Below are 19,236 nucleotides of genomic sequence, written 5' to 3'. Positions count from 1 at the left end.
TGCCTGCCGCGCCCCGTGTTGTCCCGGCGATGTGGTCGACGCGGGCCCGGTGAAGGCACTCCACCGGGCGAACACCGGGTGACGCGCCGGTTTCCGAGCAACTCCCGTGCCGGACACCTCGTTGAACGCGAGGTGAACGTGAACCGGCTGCTCCTGGTGGTCCTCGTCACGGTGACCACCGCGCTGACCGCGCTGTCGCTCGTCGTCGCGCTCGTCCGGCCGTCGCCGCCCGCACTCTGGGCCTACGTCGACGTGCTCGAGCCGTACAACCTCCCCACCTGGTTCGGCGCGGCCGTGCTGGTCCTGACCGCCCTCGTCTGCCTCGTCGACGCGCTGGTCGCCGCCGCGCGCGGCCGGTGGGGCACCGGGCTCTGGCTGGCGGCCGCGGGCGCGGCGGCCGTGGCGTCGCTGTGCGTGGCGACCGGCCTCCACACCCGGATCGACGGCCTGGCACGCCAGATCGTCGGCACCACGCCGCTGACCACCGACTGGCTGCTCCCCGCCGTGGTGGTCGGCATCCTGCTCACGACGCCGTTCGCGCTCCTCGCGCGGCGGCTGCCGCAGGGCCGGTGGCTGGTCGCCGCGCTGGTGACGTTCGGTGTCGGCGCGCTCGGCGGCGAGCTGCTGGCGCGGACGCTGGGCGACGGCGGGCGGGCCCTCGCCGCGCTCGCGGAGGGCGTGCAGGGCCTCGGGGGCGCCGGTCTGCTGGTCGTCGCCGTGACGGCCCTCGGCGCCACCACGGGGAACTCCGAGGTCCACCTGGTCTCGGGCCTCGCGGACGAGGCGCCGCGGGAGCTCCCCGCCGTGCCGCGGCGGCGGGCGTTCTGGGCGGTGCTGGCGGCGGGGACGCTCGCGCTGAGCGTGGTGAGCCTGGTCGCGACCCTCGCGCTCCCGGCGCCCGGCCCGAAGCTCGCGCAGTGGATCGGCTACCTCGACGTCAACCGCGAGGGGAACCTCCCGACCTGGTGGAGCGTCGGTCTCCTGCTGACGGCGGCGGCCGCGCACCTCGCCGCCGGGATCGGCGGCCGCGCCGCCCGCGCCCGCGGAGCGATGGGCTGGTTGGTGACGGCCGCGATCCTCGCGGGCATGTCGCTGGACGACATGACCTCGATCCACGAGCGCGTGGGCGACCTCGTGCGCCCGGAGGGGGCGGCCGCCGCCGGCAACCCGGAGGGTGACTTCTCGTTCTACTGGGTCGTGCCCGGTGCCGGGGTGGCGCTGCTCGTCGCGGTCGCGGTCGGGCTGCTCGCGCTGCGCCTGCACGGCCGCCCGCGGCGGCTGCTCGTCACCGGCCTGGCGGTCCTGTTCTTCTTCGCCCTCGGCCTCGAGGGCGTCCAGGGCGCGGTCCTTGCCAGCGGCTCCGGCGGGCGGATCGGCGAGATCCTCGGCTACCACCTCGAGGAGCTCGGCGAGAACCTCGGCGCGCTGCTGCTCCTCGGGGCCGCGGCGAGCGCGCTGGCGCTGCGCCGCCGCGACGACGGTGTGGACGTGTCCTACGTCGGCGCCGGGGACACCGTCGCCGAGCACGACGCCCTGTTCGCGGCCGAGCAGCAGGCCGCGCGGATCGCCGGGAGCCCGACCGAGGCCATCCCCGTCGTCGCGACCGGCCCCGTCACCCGGCTCCGGGGCGTGCGCCCCGCCGGGTGACAGGCTGGGGCTCGTGAGCGCCCTCCTGCTGCGCGGTGCCCGGTCCCCCGGCTCCGCGCGCGAGATCGACGTGCGCCTGGCCGACGGGCACGTGGCGTCCGTGACGCCGGTCGGCGAGGCCGAGGTCCGTCACGGCGACGAGGTCGTCGACGCCCGGGGCACCACGGTGCTGCCCGGGCTGGTCGACGCCCACGTGCACTGGACCCAGTGGGCCCAGGTGCGCCGGCGGGTGGACGTCGGCGCCGCCCGCGACCCCGAGGAGGTCGCGACGACGATGGCGGGCGCCGCGACGGGCGGGCCCGGGATGGTCGTCGGGCACGGGTTCCGCGCCGCGCTGTGGTCGCGCCCGCCGCACAAGGAGATGCTCGAGCGGGCCGCGCCCGGCGTGCCGATCGCCCTGGTCAGCGACGACCTGCACGCCGTCTGGCTCAGCCCCGCGGCGCTGGTCCGGCTGGGCCGCGAGCACCCGACGGGCCTGCTGCGCGAGCACGAGGCGTTCGCCGTGATGCCCGCGCTCTCCGCCGGACCGGACGTCGCCGAGCTCGACCGCTGGGTGGCCGCGGCGTCGGCGGAGGCCGCGGCGCGGGGGCTCACGGCCGTCCGGGACTTCGAGTACGACGACACCGTCGCCGCCTGGTCCCGGCGCGCGGCGGACGGCGGGCTCGCCCTGCGCGTCGACGCCGCCGTCTGGGAGCCGTGGCTCGCCGCGACGCTCGACCGCGGGCACCGCACGGGCGACGCGGTCGCCGACCTCGTGCGCGTCGGCCCGTTCAAGATCCTCGCCGACGGCTCGCTGAACACCCGCACCGCCGCGTGCCACCACGCCTACCCCGACCCCGGGGACGGGTACGGCGCGCTCAACATCGACCCCGGCGACCTGCGGGACCTCATGGTGCGGGTGGCGCGCGACGGCCTGCACCCGGCGGTCCACGCGATCGGTGACCGCGCCAACGCCGTCGTGCTCGACGCCTTCGCGCACGTCGACGGCCCCGGCCGCGTCGAGCACGCGCAGCTCGTGGCGCCCGAGGACGTCGCCCGGTTCGCCCGTCCGGGCCTCGTCGCGTCGGTGCAGCCCGCGCACCTCGTCGACGACCGCGACGTCGCCGAGCGCCACTGGCCCGACGCCACGGCGCGCGCCTACCCCTACGCCGACCTCGTCGCCGCCGGTGCCCGCCTGGAGCTCGGCTCCGACGCCCCGGTGGCGGCGCCCGACCCGTGGCTCGCGATCGCCGCGGCGGTGGCGCGCACCGGCGACGAGCGCCCGCCGTGGCACCCCGAGCAGTCGCTCGACGTCGCCACCGCCCTGCGCGCCTCGTGCGGCGGGCGCCTCGAGCTGCGTCTCGGCGACCCGGCGGACGTGGTGCTCGTCGAGGAGGACCCGCTGCACGCCGATCCGGGCACGCTGCGCGCGATGCCGGTGCGCGCGACCGTCCTCGCCGGGCGCGTCACGCACCGCGGGGCGGCGTAGTCCCTCCGGTTTGCGACCGAACGGCACCTTCGCTCGGATAGACCGGCGAGGGGCGCCCTTCGCCGGAACCGCGACGGGGACGGAGGCGCGCGAGCGGCACGTTCGGCATGATCCACAGGCACGCCGGCCTGCCGAACGTGCCGCTCGCGAGCGTCAGTAGCGGTTGGCTCGCGCGTCGACCGCCAGCGCGGCGTCGATCGCGGCCGCGGGCACGTGGGTCCCCGACATGCTCTTGGCCATCTTCCCCGCGGAGGGGACCTCCCTGCTGCCGGGCCAGGCCTCCGGGTCCCACAGCGAGGACCGCAGGAACGCTTTCGCGCAGTGCAGGAAGAGCTCGTCGATCTCGACCTTCACCGCCAGCTCGGGCGTCCTGCCCTGCACCGTGAAGTCCCCGGCGAACGGCGGGTGCTGGAGGATCCGGGCGCGCCCGTTGATCCGCACCATGTGGTCGCGGCCGGGCACGAGGAAGAGCATCCCGACCTGCGGGTGCTCGAGGATGTTGCGGAACGAGTCGAGGCGGTGGTTGCCGGGGCGGTCGGCGAACGCGATTGCCCGGCCGTCGTCGAGCACCAGCACCTGGCCGGCGGGGTCGCCGCGCGGCGAGACGTCGACGCTGCCGTCGGCGCCGGTGGTGGCGAGCAGGAAGAACGGCGACGCCGCGAGGAAGCGCCGCGACTCGGCGTCCACGTGGTCGATGGCCTTGTCGGCGATGACCGGCGGCGGCTCGGACACGATCGCGCGCAGGGTCGCCAGGTCGGTGATCTCGGGCATCAGGTCGCCCCGTCCACGCGTCGCTCCACTGAGGTGACCCTAACTCCTGCGCGTTCCCCGGGACCACCCGCGGACTGTCGGACCCCTCGTCCACCATGGAGCCCATGACGAGTGCGACCACCGATCTGCGCGCCGACGCCGAGGCGACGCTGCAGCGCCTCGCGGGCCCCGGCGCCGCGCTGCGTGACGACCAGTGGGCGGCGATCCACGCGCTGGTGGCCGAGGGCCGGCGGGCCCTCGTGGTCCAGCGCACCGGGTGGGGCAAGTCGGCGGTCTACTTCGTCGCGACCGCGCTGATCCGGGCGCGCGGCGGCGGCCCGACGGTCATCGTCAGCCCGCTGCTCGCGCTCATGCGCAACCAGATCGACGCGGCGGGCCGCGCGGGCATCCACGCCGTCACCGTCAACTCCGCGAACACCGACGGCTGGCAGGAGGTCTACGCCCAGGTGCAGGCCGGCGAGGTCGACGTCCTGCTCGTGAGCCCGGAGCGGCTCAACAACCCCGAGTTCCGCGACCAGGTGCTCCCCGAGCTCAGCCGCACCGCCGGCATGCTCGTCGTCGACGAGGCGCACTGCATCTCCGACTGGGGGCACGACTTCCGGCCGGACTACCGGCGGCTGCGCACGCTCATCGCCGAGCTGCCCGACGGCGTGCCCGTGCTCGCCACGACGGCCACGGCCAACGACCGCGTCACCACCGACGTGGCCGACCAGCTGGGGGTGTCCCAGGGTCAGGAAGCACCGGGCCACGACCACGCACTGGTGCTGCGCGGCGAGCTCGACCGCGAGTCGCTGCGTCTCGGCGTGCTGCCGCTCGACAAGGGGGCCGACCGCTTCGCCTGGCTCGCCCAGCACCTCGACGACCTGCCGGGCTCGGGCATCGTCTACACGCTGACGGTCTCGGCCGCCGACGAGCTGGCCGCGTTCCTGCGCGAGCGCGGCCATCCCGTCGCCGCGTACACGGGCAAGACCGACCCCGCCGAGCGCGAGCGCGCCGAGGACGACCTGCTGGCCAATCGCGTCAAGGCGCTGGTGGCGACGAGCGCACTGGGCATGGGCTTCGACAAGCCCGACCTCGGGTTCGTCGTGCACCTGGGCGCGCCGCAGTCGCCGGTGGCCTACTACCAGCAGATCGGCCGCGCCGGCCGCGGCGTCGAGCGGGCCGAGGTGCTGCTGCTGCCCGGCCCGGAGGACCGGGACATCTGGGCCTACTTCGCCTCGCTCGCCTTTCCGGCCGAGCCGCAGGTCCGGGTCGCCCTGTCCGTGCTCGGCGACGCGGGGCGCCCGATGTCCACCGCCGCACTCGAGCCGCGCGTGGAGCTCTCGCGCGGGCGCCTCGAGATGATGCTCAAGGTCCTCGACACCGACGGCGCGGTGCGCCGGGTCAAGGGCGGCTGGGAGGCCACCGGCCAGTCCTGGGAGTACGACGGCGCGCGCTACACCGGGCTCGCCAAGGCCCGGCGCGTCGAGCAGCAGGCGATGCTCGACTACATCGCCACCGACGGGTGCCGCATGGAGTTCCTGCGCCGCCAGCTCGACGACCCGGGTGCGGCGCCGTGCGGGCGCTGCGACAACTGCACCGGCCGCCACGCCGACCCGACCATCGGCGAGGACGTCCGGGTGCAGGCGCAGACCACCCTCGACCGCCCGGGCGTGCCGCTCGCGCCGCGCAAGCAGTGGCCCAGCGGCATGGACGCCCTCGACGTGCCGCTCAAGGGCAAGATCGCGCCCGACGACGCCGCCGACGAGGGGCGCGCGCTCGGCCGGCTCACCGACGTGGGGTGGGGCCCGCGCCTGCGCCCGCTGCTGCGCGCCGACGACCTCGTGCCCGACGCCGCGGTGGACGCGGCCGTCGAGGTGCTCAAGGGGTGGGGCTGGGCGCAGCGCCCGGCCGGCGTGGTGTGGCTGCCGTCGCGACGGCGTCCGGTGCTGGTCGAGAGCTTCGCCCAGCGCATCGGGAGCATCGGGCGCCTGCCGCTGCTCGGCGCGCTGGCCGACACCGCGCCCCCGATCCACTTCGACCCCGAGGACGACGCGGAGCCCGAGCAGCCCAACTCCGCCCAGCGCCTCGCCGAGGTGTGGTCCCGCCTCTCGGTGCCGGCGGGTCTCGATCCGAGCGGTGGGCCGGTCCTGCTGATCGACGACGTGGCCGACTCCGGGTGGACGCTCACGGTGGCGGCCGCGCTGCTGCGCCGGGCGGGCGCCCCGGCGGTGCTGCCCCTCGTGCTCGCCACCACCGGCTGAGTCCCGGTCCGGGTCTGACATGCTCGGTGAGATGGGGGTCGGTCGGCCCCGGACCCTCGGGGAGACGTGATGGCGAGCCGGTCGAGCGTGGCGCCGACCCCCGACACCGAGGGACTCCACGGTCCCGACGGGCCCACCGACACCCCGCCCGGCACGCCGCGCCCGGAGGCGCTCGGTGCCCTCGGACGGCTGCTGCTCGCCGTCCTCGCCGCCCTGGTCGTCGCCGCGGCCCTGGTCGGGCGGCTCGGGCTCGTCGGCGCGGACGGCATCGGCGCCGGAGACAACGCCGACGGCGCCCGCCTGTACTGCGCGGCCGAGCTGACGGCCGTCGCCCCCGACGGCCGGGCGTCGTGGCGCGACGTCGTCGTCACCGAGTTCCGCACCGGGGGCGAGGCCTGCCCGCCCGAGGCCCCCGTGTCGTCCGCGGGGCTCGTCCTGCGCGCCGCCGTCGCCGCCGGGGCACTGCTGGACGGGGCTCCCGCCGGGTCGGACGGCGCGCAGCGCTTCTCGCTCGAGTGGCTCGGGGTCCTGTACGTCGGCCTGCTCGCGCTCGGTGCGGGCGCCGCGACCTGGGCCGCGTCCGCCCGACGATCCCGGCGACACGTCGCCCCCGCCGTGCTGGCCGTCATCGTCCCGCCGGTCGCGCCGCTGCTGCTCGTGCCGTGGTGGTCGCGGTTCCTCGTCTCGACCTACGCCGAGCCGGCCGGTCTCGTCGGCACGGTGTGGGTGGCGCTGGGCCTGCTCGCGGTCGCCGTCACCCGCCCGGCCGACCGCGGGGCACGCCTCGTGGCGCTCGGCCTGCTCGCCGCGGGCGGGGTGCTGGCGGCCTCGGCGAAGCCCGGCTTCCTCCCGATCGGGCTCGTGGCCGTCGTGGCGTGCCTGCTCGTCGGAGTCGGTGGGGCCGTCGGGACAGGTGGGTGGCGCCGCCGTGTCGCCGGGCTCGTCGCCGCGCTGCTCACCGTCGCGGTAGCGGCCGTGCCGGTGTGGTCGGGCATCCGCGCCCAGGACGACTACTACGAGGTCGTCAACGCCCACAACCTCGCCTTCACCGCGGTGCTCCCGGAGTCGGGGCCGGCCGCGACGGCCGGGCTGGGCCTGCGTCCCGACGCGTGGGGGCACTCCGGCGAGGGGTTCTACCTCGATCGCGGACGTAGCGTGCCGGGCTGGCAGGAGACCGTCGGCGACCGCCCCGCCGAGCTCCGCGCCGACGCGTACCGGTGGCTCGCGGCGCACCCGCGCGTCCTCGCCCGCGTGCTGCAGCGCGGCATGGTCGCGACGATGCGCCCCCAGATGCCCTACCTGATCACCGCGACGGGTGACCCCGGCCAGGTCGTCACCGACGGGCCGGTCGTGTTCCACCCCGAGGCGCCGCCCTTCATGGGCCCGTTCTTCTCCTACACCGACGAGATCGCCGTGCCGTGGCTGCCGGCCGCGCTGGTGGTGGTGTCGGTGCTGGGGGCGGTCGCGACCGTCGTCGTGACGCGACGGCGCGGGCCCCCGGCCACCGCGTCGGGCGTCGCCGCCGTCCGCCTCGTCCGGGTCGCGGCCGGCCTCGCCGTCGCCGGCACGGGCGTCGTCGTGCTCGCGGTGATCGGCGACGGTTACTACGAGCTCGTCAAGCACGTCTGGCTCGGTTCCTACGCCTTCGCCGTCAGCGGCGTCGTCCTCGCCGGCGCGGTGGTCGCCGCCGGGACCGGGGCCCTCCTCGCCCGAGGTCGGACGGACCCCTGACCGACCGGCCGGTGACGGGGGCGTGTCCCGGGTGGTATCTCCTCGGGTGTGACGATCGCTGCGCTGTACCGCTACCCCGTGAAGTCGATGCTCGGGGAGTCCCTGAGCCGTGCCGTGTTCGACGAGCGCGGTGTGGTGGGCGACCGCGCCTACGCCGTGCTCGACGTCGAGACCGGCATCGTCGCCAGCGCGAAGGTGCCCAAGCGGTGGGCGACGCTGCTCGAGTTCTCCGCCGCGTTCAGCGGTGAGCCGGTGCCCGGCGAGGCGGCGCCCCCGGTGGTGATCACGTTCCCGGACGGGTCGACGCGCCGCAGCGACGACGCCGACATCGACCAGGCGCTCTCCGACGTGCTCGGCCGCGAGGTCAAGCTGATCACGACGCCGCCCGACGGCGTGGCCTTCGAGGAGCTCTGGGTCGACATCGAGGGCGTCGAGCGCGCCGAGCTGGGCCCCGAGCACATCATCGAGGCCACCACCAAGCGCCAGGAGGACACCGGCGAGGCGATCAGCCACTTCGACGTCGCCGCCTTCGCGCCCCCCGGGCGCTTCTACGACCTCGCCGCCCTGCACGTCGTCACCGAGTCGACCCTCGACCGGCTGCGCGAGCTCGCCCCCGAGAGCGACTTCGACGCCCGCCGCTACCGCCCGAACGTCGTCCTCGCCGACACCGCGCCCGGGTTCGTCGAGAACGACTGGCCGGGACAGGAGATGAGCCTCGGTGGCGACGTCCGGCTCGCCTTCACCTTCCAGACCATGCGCTGCGTCATGACCACCATGGCGCAGGGCGACCTGCCCGAGGACCGCAACACCCTGCGCACGGTCGCGAAGAACAACCGCATCGACATCACCAAGCCGGAGGTCGCCGGCAAGTGGGCCTGCGCCGGCGTCTACGCCGACGTCAGCGCGGGCGGCGAGGTCGCCGTGGGGGACGCCCACTCCTGACACCGGGCCCGGTGCGGGGGATCATCCTCGGTGTGGACACCCGCTCCAGCACCGTCGACGGGGTGCTGACCCGCAGCGCCCGCCGCACCCCCGACCGCGTGGCACTGCACTTCGCCGACCGCACGTGGACCTACCGCGAGCTCGACGACGCCGTCACCCGCGCCGCAGGCTTCCTCATCGAGCTGGGCGTGGGTGGCGGCGACCGCGTCGCCACCTACGGCAAGAACTCCGACGCCTACCTGCTCGCCTTCCTCGGCTGCTCGCGGATCGGCGCGGTCCACGTGCCGATCAACTACGCGCTGACCGGCGAGGAGCTCGCCTACCTCGTCGAACAGTCCGGGAGCCGACTGCTGCTGATCGACCCGGCGCTGGCCGGCCCGGTGGACGCGCTGCGCGAGCAGCCGAAGCAGGTGGTGCCGCTGCGCGACGCGCCCGGGTCGCTGCTGGAGCGCTCGATGTCGGGCGACCTCCCGGAGCTGACCTCGACCGTCGCCGACACCGACCTCGTCCAGCTCCTCTACACCTCGGGCACCACCTCGCGACCCAAGGGCGCGATGATGACCCACCGCGGGCTGGTGCACGAGTACGTCTCGGGCGTGCACGCGCTGGCCATGTCCGACGGGGACCGCCCGCTGCACGCCATGCCGCTCTACCACTCGGCGGGCATGCAGCTCTTCCTCATGCCCTACCTCATGGTCGGCGCCACCAACCACCTCATGGAGGCGCCAGACATCCCCGAGATCCTGCGGCGGGTCGAGGCGGACGGCATCGGGGCGATCTTCCTGGCGCCGACGGTGTGGGTGCCGCTGGTCAACCACGCCGACTTCGGCACCCGCGACCTGACGAGCCTGCGCAAGGCGTTCTACGGCGCGTCGATCATGCCGGTGCCGATCCTGGACCGGCTGCGCGAGGCGCTGCCCGCCCTCGGGGTCTACAACTGCTTCGGGCAGTCCGAGATCGGCCCGCTCGCCACCGTGCTGCAGCCCGAGGAGCACGACGCCCGGCCCGACTCCTGCGGGCGCCCGGTGCTGTTCGTCGAGCTGCGCGTCGTCGACGACGAGGGCCGGGACGTCGAGCCGGGCGGCACCGGCGAGGTCGTCTACCGCTCCCCGCAGCTCTGCGAGGGCTACTGGGACAAGCCCGAGGAGACCGCCGAGACCTTCCGCGACGGCTGGTTCCACTCCGGCGATCTGGTGCGCATCGACGCCGAGGGCTACATCACCGTCGTCGACCGCATCAAGGACGTGATCAACACCGGCGGGGTGCTCGTCGCCTCCCGCGAGGTGGAGGACGCGCTCTACACCCACGAGGCGGTCGCCGAGGTCGCCGTGATCGGCACGCCCGACGAGCGGTGGATCGAGGCGGTGACGGCGTTCGTGGTGCGGAAGACCGAGGTCTCCCCCGACGACCTCATCGCCCACGCCCGGGGTCGCCTCGCCGGCTACAAGACACCGAAGCACGTCCACTTCGTCGACGAGCTGCCCCGCAACCAGTCGGGCAAGCTGCTCAAGCGCGTGCTGCGCGACCAGGTGCCGTCGTGACGCAGCCCGCGCCCGCCGAGGCGCCCCGCGCCGGGAACTGGTTCACGCGGGGTGGCTGGTGGTTCCTCGTCCACCTGCTCAGCCTGGGCCTCCTGCTGCCGGTGCCGCTCGCGCACGCGGCGGTGCGTACCCGGCGGCCGGGCTACGTCGTGCTCGCGCTGGCCTCGGTGGTCCTCGTCGTCACGACCTTCGTCCTCGTCCGGGTCTCCGACCACGCCCCGGACGGCAGCTACGTCGGGCTCGCCTCGACCCTCTCGAGCGTCACGATGCTGACGGGCCTGCTCGGCGGGCTCGTCGTGCTGATGCTCGTCCGGCCGCGGGTGTTCGACCGCCCGGCGCCTCGGCCCGCCGGCTGGGACCGGCCGCCGCCCGACCCGGCGATCGCGGCGGCGCTGGCGGCGCGGGAGCGGCGCGCCGAGGCCCGGCGCCTCGCCGCGGAGGACCCGCTACTTGCCCGCGAGCTGCGGATCGGGCGTCCCGACCTCCAGCGCACCTACGACGACGGCGGGCTCGTCGACCTCAACACCGCGCCCGGCTCGGTGATCGCCCGGACGCTCGGGATCGCGCCGGTGCACGCCGAACAGATCGTGGCCTGCCGCACGGCCGCGGGGCGCTTCACGGCCGTCGAGGACGTGTTCGCCTGGGCCGACCTGCCCGTCGACGTGTGGGACCTGGTCCGCGACAGGGGTGTGGTGCTGGGGCGCTGAGTCCGGTCACCCGCTCGCGAGATGCCGGGCGAGGTGATGCCCGGTGTGGGAGCCCGCGACGTCGAGGAGCTCCGCGGGCCGGCCACTGAAGACCACGGTGCCGCCCGCGTCGCCGCCCTCGGGCCCGAGGTCGATCACCCAGTCCGCGTGGGCCACCACGTCGAGGTTGTGCTCGACGACCACCACCGTGCTGCCGCCGTCGACGAGGCGATCGAGCAGGCCCAGCAGGTGGCCGCAGTCGGACATGTGTAGTCCGGTGGTCGGCTCGTCGAGCACGTAGAGGTTGCCCTCCTCGTGGAGGCGGCCGGCGAGCTTGAGCCGCTGGCACTCGCCGCCCGACAGCGTGGAGAGCGGCTGGCCGAGCGTCAGGTAGCCCAACCCGACGTCGACGACGGCCTGCAGCTTGCGGCGAACGTCCCTCGAATCGAAGAACGCGACGGCCCGCGCCGCCGTCATGTCGAGCGCGTCGGAGATGGACACCCCGTCGACGGTGAGCGCGAGGACCTCGGGGGTGTAGCGGCGTCCCTCGCACTCGGTGCACACCGAGCGGACGCCGTCGAGGAACGCGAGGTCGCTGTACTGCACGCCGAGCCCGCTGCACCCCGGGCAGGCCCCTGCGGAGTTGAAGCTGAACAGCGACGCCGCGACGCCGTTGCGCTTGGCGTAGAGCTTGCGGATCGAGTCCATGACGCCGGTCCACGTGGCCGGCGTGGAGCGGCTCGACGTCGCCACGGCGCTCTGGTCGACCACGATGGCCTCCGGGTGGGCCGGCACGAGCGCCTCGCGCACGAGCGTGCTCTTGCCGGAGCCGGCCACGCCGGTGAGCGCCACGAGCACGCCGGTGGGCACGTCGACGTCGACGTCGCGCAGGTTGTGCGCGGACGCGCCCCGCACGGGCAGCCGGCCCGTCGGCGTGCGCGGTGCCTCGCGCAATCGGACCGGGCGATGGAGGAACCGGCCCGTGAGCGTGTCGGCGGACTCAAGACCGGCGACATCGCCCTCGTAGACGATCTCGCCGCCCTCGGCCCCGGCCCGCGGCCCGATCTCGACCACGTGGTCGGCGGCGGCGATGACGTCGGTGTCGTGCTCGACGACGAGCACCGTGTTGCCCTTGTCGCGCAGCCGGCGCATCAGCGCGGTCATGCGCCCGACGTCGCGGGGGTGCAGCCCGATCGTCGGCTCGTCGAAGACGTACATGACGTCGACCAGCGACGACGACAGGTGGCGGACCATCTTCACCCGCTGCGACTCGCCGCCGGACAACGTGGACGTCGCGCGCTCGAGCGTCAGGTAGCCCAGCCCCATGTCGACCAGCGCCTGCAGGCGCCCGACGGCCTCGTCGACGAGCGGGGCGACGCCGGCGTCGGACACCGTCGGGAGCCAGGCGGCGAGCGCGGCGAGGTCGAGCCGGCAGGCCCCGGGCAGCGTCACGCCGTCGACGGTGGCCGTGCGCGCGGGCTCGGCGAGACGGTCGCCGTGGCAGGCGGTGCAGCGGACCGCCGTGGTGAACCGGGCGAGGACCTCCTTCTTGCGGTCGGAGAGCTCCTCGGTCCCGGTGTGGATGTAGAGGCGGCGGAACTTCGTCTCGACGCCCTCGAAATCCATGTTCACGGGCTTGCCGCCCCCGCCGGGGCCGCGGACGGGGATCTTCTCGTCGGCGCCGTGGAGCAGCAGCCGCCACTCGTCGTCGTCGTACTCGGCCAGCGGCTTGTCCATGTCGAACCGGCCGGACTGGGCGTAGATGTTCCAGTACCAGCCCTCCACCGCGAAGTCGCGGTGCAGCATCGCCCCACCGGCGAGCGACCTCGTGGTGTCGAAGAAGCGGGCGTGGTCGAGCGTCACCTCCTCGCCGGCGCCCGAGCAGGTGGGGCACATGCCCTCGGGCAGGTTGAACGAGAACGCGTACCCGTGGCCGACGTGCGGCACCGACCGGCGGGACCACAGCAGGCGCAGCAGCGGGTGGATGTCCGTGACCGTGCCCAGCGTCGAGCGGGGCCCGCCGCCGAGCCGCTTCTGGTCGACGATCACCGCCGTCGACAGGTTCTCGATGAGATCGGCGTCGGGCCGGCCCATCTTCGGCAGGACGCCCCGCACGAAGGCCGAGAACGTGTCGTTGAGCTGGCGCTGCGCCTCGGCGGCGATCGTGTCGAACACCAGTGACGACTTGCCCGACCCGGACACGCCGACGAAGGCGGTGATGGCCCGCTTGGGCACGGCCACGGAGACGTCGCGCAGGTTGTTCTCCCGCGCGCCCGTGACGGTCAGGTGCTCGGGCGGGGTGACGGCCCTGCTGGTGGTCACGTCCGGGGACACTGCCACCCACCCCCGACAGCGCCCGTATCCCCGGGGCGATCACGCGCGTTCTCCTCGTGGGCAACCGATCGGGGGGATGGGCGTGCGCCGGACGACACGGCTCGAGGGACGGTGGGTGAGCGCGGCGGTCGTCGCCCCGCTCGCGGCGGTGCTGCTGGTGAGCGGGCTACCGGCGGTGGCGGCCACCCCGGTGGTCCTCCCGGCAGCGGCACCGCCGTCGGGCGAGCCCGAGGACGTCACCCCGGCCCGGCTCCCGGACGCGTCGGCGACGCCGGCGCAGGTGGAACAGGAACGCCTCACCACGCCGAGCCCCTCCCCCGACTCCGGCGGGGCCCGGCAGGTCTCGAGCCCGGACCCCCTCAAGCTGGTCGCGGTGACCTGGACCGGCCCGGCGCCGCAGCTCGTCGAGATGCGCAGCCGCCTCGTCACCGGCCTGTTCGGCCCGTGGACGCGCGTCGACCCCGTCGACACCGAACGGGACGGCAAGCGGTCCGCGTCGACCGGCACCGAGCCGGTGTGGGTGGACCAGAGCCGGGAGGTGCAGGTCCGGGCGTCCACCAACGGCCAGCCGGAGACCCAACGGGTCGCCCTGACCTCGATCGACCCCGGCACCAGCAGCAACGACGCCCGGATCGCGGCCGCGGCGACGACCCCCGGCGGCGCCACCGGCAGCCCGAGCAGCCCCGCGGTGGTCACCCGGGCGCAGTGGGGCGCCGACGAGCGCCTCATGACGTGGACCCCGGAATACACGCCCACCGTGCGTGCCGTGACCGTGCACCACACCGCGGGCACCAACGCCTACACCGCGGCCGAGTCGGCGGCGATCGTCCGCGGGATCTACACCTACCACGCGCGGACGCAGGGCTGGGGCGACATCGGCTACAACGTGCTGGTCGACCGCTTCGGCACGGTGTTCGAGGGACGCGCGGGCGGGCTGGCCCGCTCGGTGATCGCCGCCCACGCCGGCGGGTTCAACCGCGAGACCTTCGGCATCGGGATGATGGGTGACTTCACCTCGGTCGCCCCGCCCGCGGCGACGATCGAGGCGACCGCGCAGCTCGCGGCCTACAAGCTCGGCGGGCTCTACCGCGACCCGGCGGCCACCGTCACCCTGACCAGCTCGGGCGGCGGGACGTCGCGCTACCCGGCGGGGCGGGCGGTGTCGCTGCCGACGGTGTTCGCGCACCGCGACGTGGGCGCCACCGAGTGCCCGGGCAACACCGGTGTCCGGTCGATGCCCACCATCCGCTCGCGCACCGCGGCGCTGGTCGGCAACCTCGCGAGCTACCCGATCCGCCAGAAGTGGCTGACGCTGCGGACCGTCATCGGCGAGCCCTCGGTGGTCGAGAGCCCCACCGCGCGCTCGGCCCGCGTCACGCGGTTCTCCGCGGGCAACGGCGCGATCTACTGGTCGCAGGCCACCGGCGCCCGCGCGGTGTACGGCTCCATCGGCAGCCGCTACGACGCCCTCGGCGCCGCGGGCTCGGCGCTCGCCCTCCCGCGCTCCGACGAGCTGGGCGCCCCGGACGGGCGCGGGCGCTACAACCTGTTCCAGTCCGGCTCGATCTACTGGACCCCGCAGACCGGGGCCTGGCCGGTGCGCGGACCGATCCTCACCAAGTGGGGCCAGCTCGGCTACGAGCGCTCGAGCCTCGGCTACCCGAAGGGCGACCAGCGCGCCGTCGCCGGCGGGCAGCGCCAGGACTTCGAGCGCGGCTACCTGCGCCTCAACACCGCCACCGGCGTCGTCACTGTCAACAGCTGATGTGGCCTTCGGCCATGTGAGCAGAATGAAGTGCTCTGGCACTTCTTTCTGCTCACATGCCGTCAGGCACCCCGATCGCCGTCGAGGCGGGCACGACCACGAACTGGCGCAGGCACAGGTCGGTGAACACCACGGGGCCGCGCGGGCCGGGCACGTGGTCGACGTTGATGCCGGTCTCGGGGACCCGGCGCAGCTTGACCCCGTCCAGGAGCCGGGTCGTCGCGTTCCAGAACGCCCCGGTGCCCGCGTAGGTGTCGAGGAAATCGCGCGCGGCCGCTTCGTCGGCGGTGACGATCGTCGCCGCCAGCCCGGAGGTCTCGCGGTTGGCGATCGTCGCGGCGTCGGCGGGCCCGTCCGCCGGCGCCAGCGTCACCGTGGCCTCGCGGCCGTCGTCGAGCGCCCACTCGTGGCCGAGCGGGTGGTCGTGCGGGGGCAGCGAGGCGCGCAGGCCGTTCTCCTCGAGCAGCGCGACGAGCCCGGGGACGACCTCGTCCCACCGGTGGCGCTCGACGAGCAGGAGGTTGAGCCGGTTGCAGACGCCGAGCCGGTCGAGCGACGACGTCACCATCGTGTGCGCGAGCTCGACGGGCGCGGCGCGGTCGACGTAGAGGACGCCGCCGCCGTCGGCGTGGGCGAGGGTCCGCACGCCGTGCTGTGCGGCCTCGAGACCGAGCGAGCGCGTGGTGTCGCCGGATCCGCGCAGGATCACCAGCGGGACGAGGTCGGGCCGGCGGACGAGCTCGACGGCGCACTCGCGGCGCGGGTCGGTCACCAGCACCACCGCGTCGGGGTCGAGCCCGGCGCCGGCGAGCGCCGGGGCGACGACGGCCTCCATCAGCGCGGTCGCCGAGGCCAGGGCGGCGCCCCCGGTGCGCAGGACGCCCGCGTTGCGGGACTTCACCAGCTGCGAGGCGACGTCGACCACCACGTTGGGCCGGGCCTCGAAGTTCGCGCCGATCACCCCGACCGGCCGGCGCCGCTCGATGAGCCGCAGCCCGTCCGGGCGCTCCTCGAGCACGGTGTCGGCCGGCGGGACGGGGACGTCCGCGAGCTCGCGCAGGGTCTCGGCCATCGCGTCGAGGCGGGGGCGGTCGAGGCGCAGGCGGTCGACGAGCGCGGGCGTGGTGCCGGCGCGCTCGGCCGCCTCGACGTCGGCGAGGTTCGCGGTGATGACGGTGTCCGCGGCCTCGGTGAGCAGCCGCGCCATGCCCCGCAGCGCGGCGGCGACCTCGTGGTCGTGCGCGGCCGCCATGCGCGGGGCCGCGGCGGCGGCGCGGCGGCCGCAGTCGGTGACGATCGCCTCGGGGTCGGCGGCGACGGGGGTGGTGGTCACGGCGAGCTCACCTCGGCGGGGTCGGGGATGGTCGCGACGACCGGCACGAGGTCGTCGGCGTGCACGACCTCGCGCCGCAGCTCCGGCGGCAGGTCGTCGCTGGAGCGCCCGGAGATCTCGGGCAGTTCCTCGGCGTCGAACGCCACGACGCCGCGGGCGACGACCTCGCCGCGCGGGTCGACGAGGTCGACCACGTCGCCGGCCTCGAAGTCGCCGTCCGAGCCCACGATGCCGGCGGCCAGCAGGGACCGGCGTCGCCCGACGACCGCGCGCACCGCACCGTCGTCGAGGTGCAGCCGACCGCGGGTGCCGGCCATGTGACGCAGCCAGAACCGGCGCGCCGAGAGCCGCGGGCCGTGGGGCGCGAAGACCGTGCCCACCTCGGCGCCGTCGAGCGCGGCGGGCGCGTCCGCGGCGGCGGCGACGAGCACGGGGACCCCGGCGCCGCTGGCGAGGTCCGCCGCGGCGAGCTTCGAAGCCATCCCGCCGGTGCCCAGCGAGGACGTCTTGCCGACGCGGACGCCGGCGAGGGCCGGACTGCCCGGACCGCCGGTGACCTCGCGGACGAGGCTCGCTCCCGGCGAGCGCGGGTCGGCGTCGTAGACACCGGCGACGTCGGAGAGCAGCACGAGCGCGTCCGCGGAGATCACGTGGGCGACGAGCGCGGCGAGCCGGTCGTTGTCGCCGAAGCGGATCTCGTCGGTGGCGACGGTGTCGTTCTCGTTGACCACGGGCACGACGCCCAGACCGAGCAGGCGCTCGAAGGTCCGCTGCGCGTTGCGGTAGGGCTGGCGGCGCACGACGTCGTGCGAGGTCAGCAGCACCTGGCCCACCGTGCGGCCGTGCCGGGCGAACGCCTCGGCGTAGGCGCGGGTGAGGTGGAGCTGCCCGACGCCGGCGGCGGCCTGCTGGGTCGCGAGGTCGCGGGGGCGGCGCGGGAGCCCGAGCGGGCGCAGCCCGGCCGCGATCGCCCCGGAGCTCACGAGCACCACCTGCGTGCCCGCAGCCCGTGCGGCCACCGCGTCGACGAGGGCGTCGAGACGACCCACGTCCAGCCCGCCGTCCACCGTGGTCAGCGACGTCGACCCGACCTTGACCACGAGCCGGCGCGCCCCGGCGACGGCCTCGCGGGCACTCACCGGCCGTCGTCCTCGTAGTCCTCGTGCCACGGCGTGATGCCGAGCTCGTCGTCGCTCTGGTGGCGGCGGCGCTCGTCGCGGGCGGCACGGCGGTCGGTGGCCGACGGGCGGTCGACCCGCTCGATGCCCTCGAGACGGGGGTCGGTGCCGCGGTTGCCGCGCATCGCCGCGACACCGGCCGGGGTCGAGGGCTCCCAGTCGAAGGTGTGGATGCCGATCGTCACCATGTCCCCCGGCCGCGCTCCGGCCTCGGCGAGCGCCTCCTCGACACCGAGGCGGGCGAGCCGGTCGGCGAGGTAGCCCACGGCCTCGTCGTTGGCGAAGTCGGTCTGGCGCACCCACCGCTCGGGCTTCTCGCCCGTCACCACGAACCCTTCCTCGGGGTCGGGCGCGACCGCGAAGCCGGTGTCGTCGACCGCGGTGGGCCGCAGCACGACCCGGGGGGCGGTCGAGGGCACCGCGGCGGCGCGGGCGTCGTCCACGGCGGCGGCCATCCTGTAGGCCAGCTCGTTCAGGCCGGCGTGGCTCGCGGTGGAGATCTCCACGACCGGCCAGCCGAACCCGGCGACCTCCTCGTGCACCATCTCCGCGAGGTCGGCGGCGTCCGGGACGTCGATCTTGTTGAGGGCGACGATCCGGGGGCGCTGCTCGAGGTCGGTGCCGAGCGCCGGGGTGTAGGCGGCGAGCTCGGCCTCGAGGGCACGGATGTCGGAGACGGGGTCGCGGTCGGCCTCGAAGGTCGCGCAGTCGACGACGTGCACCAGCACCGAGCAGCGCTCGATGTGGCGCAGGAAGTCGAGGCCGAGCCCCTTGCCGGCGCTCGCACCCGGGATGAGGCCCGGGACGTCGGCGACGGTGAACGTGCTGCCGCCGGCGGAGACGACGCCGAGGTTCGGGGCGAGCGTGGTGAACGGGTAGTCGGCGATCTTCGGCTTGGCGGCGCTCATGGCGCTGACCAGCGACGACTTGCCGGCACTCGGGTATCCCAGGAGCCCGACGTCGGCCATCGAGCGCAGCTCGAGCACCAGGTCACGCGACTCTCCCGGCTCGCCCAGCAGCGCGAACCCCGGGGCCTTGCGCGACGGTCCCGCGAGCGCCGCGTTGCCGAGCCCGCCCCGCCCGCCGCGCACGGCGACGAAGCGCGTCCCCATCCCCGTGAGGTCGCCGAGGACCTCGCCGTCGGTGTCGAGCACGACCGTGCCCTCGGGGACGGCGAGCTCGATGTCGTCGGCGTTGGCGCCGTTGCGGAAGCTGCCCTGCCCCGGGCGCCCGTTGCCGGCGGTGGCGTGCGGGCGGTGGTGGAAGTCGAGCAGAGTGTGGACGCCGGGATCGACGACGAGCACGACGTCGCCGCCCCGCCCGCCGTTGCCGCCGTCCGGCCCGCCGAGGGGCACGAACTTCTCGCGGCGGATCGACGCGCAGCCGTGCCCGCCGGACCCCGCCGTGACGTGCAGAGTCACGTGGTCGACGAAGCGGGCCATCTCCGGCGTGTCCTTCCCGGTGTGTCGTGTCAGCGGTGGGCCACCGCAGACACTCAGTGTCCGTGACGCCACACGCTCGCCTCGGGACGAGGCGCAGTGGAACAAGCGAAAGGGGTGGGTCCGTGTTCCCGGACCCACCCCTGACGGTACTGCTG

The 19,236-nt window shown here is 75.1% G+C and carries 13 protein-coding genes; 8 read left to right on the top strand and 5 right to left on the bottom strand.

Features of this window, described 5'->3' with window-relative positions; translation table 11 throughout:
* The first annotated feature begins 138 nt into the window (after positions 1 to 138).
* Entirely contained in the window at positions 139 to 1,647 is a 1,509-nt protein-coding gene (locus WCD41_RS27585) for a DUF8692 domain-containing protein (protein ID WP_337718449.1), read from the top strand.
* Positions 1,648 to 1,660: 13 nt separating this feature from the next.
* On the top strand, positions 1,661 to 3,115 hold the full coding sequence (locus WCD41_RS27580) for an amidohydrolase (RefSeq protein WP_337718448.1): 1,455 nt from the start codon (positions 1,661 to 1,663) through the stop codon (positions 3,113 to 3,115).
* A gap of 153 nt (positions 3,116 to 3,268) precedes the next feature.
* Here WCD41_RS27580 and WCD41_RS27575 read toward each other — a convergent pair whose 3' ends face one another.
* Positions 3,269 to 3,886, bottom strand: a complete 618-nt coding sequence (locus WCD41_RS27575; RefSeq protein WP_337718447.1) for an MSMEG_1061 family FMN-dependent PPOX-type flavoprotein — start codon at positions 3,884 to 3,886, stop codon at positions 3,269 to 3,271.
* A gap of 104 nt (positions 3,887 to 3,990) precedes the next feature.
* On the opposite strand from WCD41_RS27575, the gene WCD41_RS27570 reads away from it, so the two are divergent.
* From WCD41_RS27570 to WCD41_RS27550, 5 genes are all read left to right on the top strand, one after another.
* A complete protein-coding gene (locus tag WCD41_RS27570; RefSeq protein WP_337718446.1) occupies positions 3,991 to 6,129 on the top strand; it encodes a RecQ family ATP-dependent DNA helicase in 2,139 nt (712 codons plus the stop codon).
* Positions 6,130 to 6,198: 69 nt separating this feature from the next.
* A complete protein-coding gene (gene wsfD / locus WCD41_RS27565; RefSeq protein ID WP_337718445.1) occupies positions 6,199 to 7,860 on the top strand; it encodes a glycan biosynthesis hexose transferase WsfD in 1,662 nt (553 codons plus the stop codon).
* Between the two features lie 48 nt (positions 7,861 to 7,908).
* Positions 7,909 to 8,802: an MOSC domain-containing protein gene (locus tag WCD41_RS27560; RefSeq protein ID WP_337718444.1), complete on the top strand. Its 894-nt coding sequence runs from the start codon at positions 7,909 to 7,911 to the stop codon at positions 8,800 to 8,802.
* 32 nt (positions 8,803 to 8,834) lie between these two features.
* Positions 8,835 to 10,343, top strand: a complete 1,509-nt coding sequence (locus WCD41_RS27555; RefSeq protein ID WP_337718443.1) for an acyl-CoA synthetase — start codon at positions 8,835 to 8,837, stop codon at positions 10,341 to 10,343.
* Positions 10,340 to 11,050, top strand: coding sequence for a helix-hairpin-helix domain-containing protein (locus tag WCD41_RS27550; RefSeq protein WP_337718442.1), 711 nt, complete (start codon positions 10,340 to 10,342; stop codon positions 11,048 to 11,050). The genes WCD41_RS27555 and WCD41_RS27550 overlap by 4 nt, the downstream gene beginning before the upstream one ends.
* 6 nt (positions 11,051 to 11,056) lie before the next feature.
* Here WCD41_RS27550 and WCD41_RS27545 read toward each other — a convergent pair whose 3' ends face one another.
* Complete coding sequence (locus WCD41_RS27545; RefSeq protein ID WP_337718441.1) at positions 11,057 to 13,351, bottom strand: ATP-binding cassette domain-containing protein; 2,295 nt, start codon at positions 13,349 to 13,351, stop codon at positions 11,057 to 11,059.
* A gap of 127 nt (positions 13,352 to 13,478) precedes the next feature.
* On the opposite strand from WCD41_RS27545, the gene WCD41_RS27540 reads away from it, so the two are divergent.
* Positions 13,479 to 15,128 carry an N-acetylmuramoyl-L-alanine amidase gene (locus WCD41_RS27540; protein WP_337718440.1) on the top strand — a complete coding sequence of 550 codons (1,650 nt, stop codon included), beginning with the start codon at positions 13,479 to 13,481 and terminating at the stop codon, positions 15,126 to 15,128.
* Positions 15,129 to 15,180: 52 nt separating this feature from the next.
* Here the strand turns inward: WCD41_RS27540 and WCD41_RS27535 are convergent, their stop codons facing one another.
* The 3 genes from WCD41_RS27535 to obgE are packed head-to-tail and all read right to left on the bottom strand — an operon-like array spanning position 15,181 to position 19,081.
* The gene (locus WCD41_RS27535) at positions 15,181 to 16,461 is read right to left on the bottom strand and encodes an aldehyde dehydrogenase family protein (RefSeq protein ID WP_337718439.1); all 1,281 of its coding nucleotides are present in this window, start codon (positions 16,459 to 16,461) and stop codon (positions 15,181 to 15,183) included.
* The gene (gene proB, locus WCD41_RS27530) at positions 16,458 to 17,600 is read right to left on the bottom strand and encodes a glutamate 5-kinase (protein ID WP_337718438.1); all 1,143 of its coding nucleotides are present in this window, start codon (positions 17,598 to 17,600) and stop codon (positions 16,458 to 16,460) included. Before proB ends, WCD41_RS27535 begins: the two co-directional genes overlap by 4 nt.
* Complete coding sequence (gene obgE / locus WCD41_RS27525) at positions 17,597 to 19,081, bottom strand: GTPase ObgE (protein ID WP_337718437.1); 1,485 nt, start codon at positions 19,079 to 19,081, stop codon at positions 17,597 to 17,599. Before obgE ends, proB begins: the two co-directional genes overlap by 4 nt.
* Positions 19,082 to 19,236 lie beyond the last annotated feature (155 nt).

It is taken from the genome of Actinomycetospora aeridis (assembly GCF_037400275.1).
GTDB lineage: Bacteria > Actinomycetota > Actinomycetes > Mycobacteriales > Pseudonocardiaceae > Actinomycetospora > Actinomycetospora aeridis.
The sequence above is the reverse complement of the archived record's forward strand: the minus strand, read 5'-3'. Positions and strand labels throughout refer to the sequence as shown.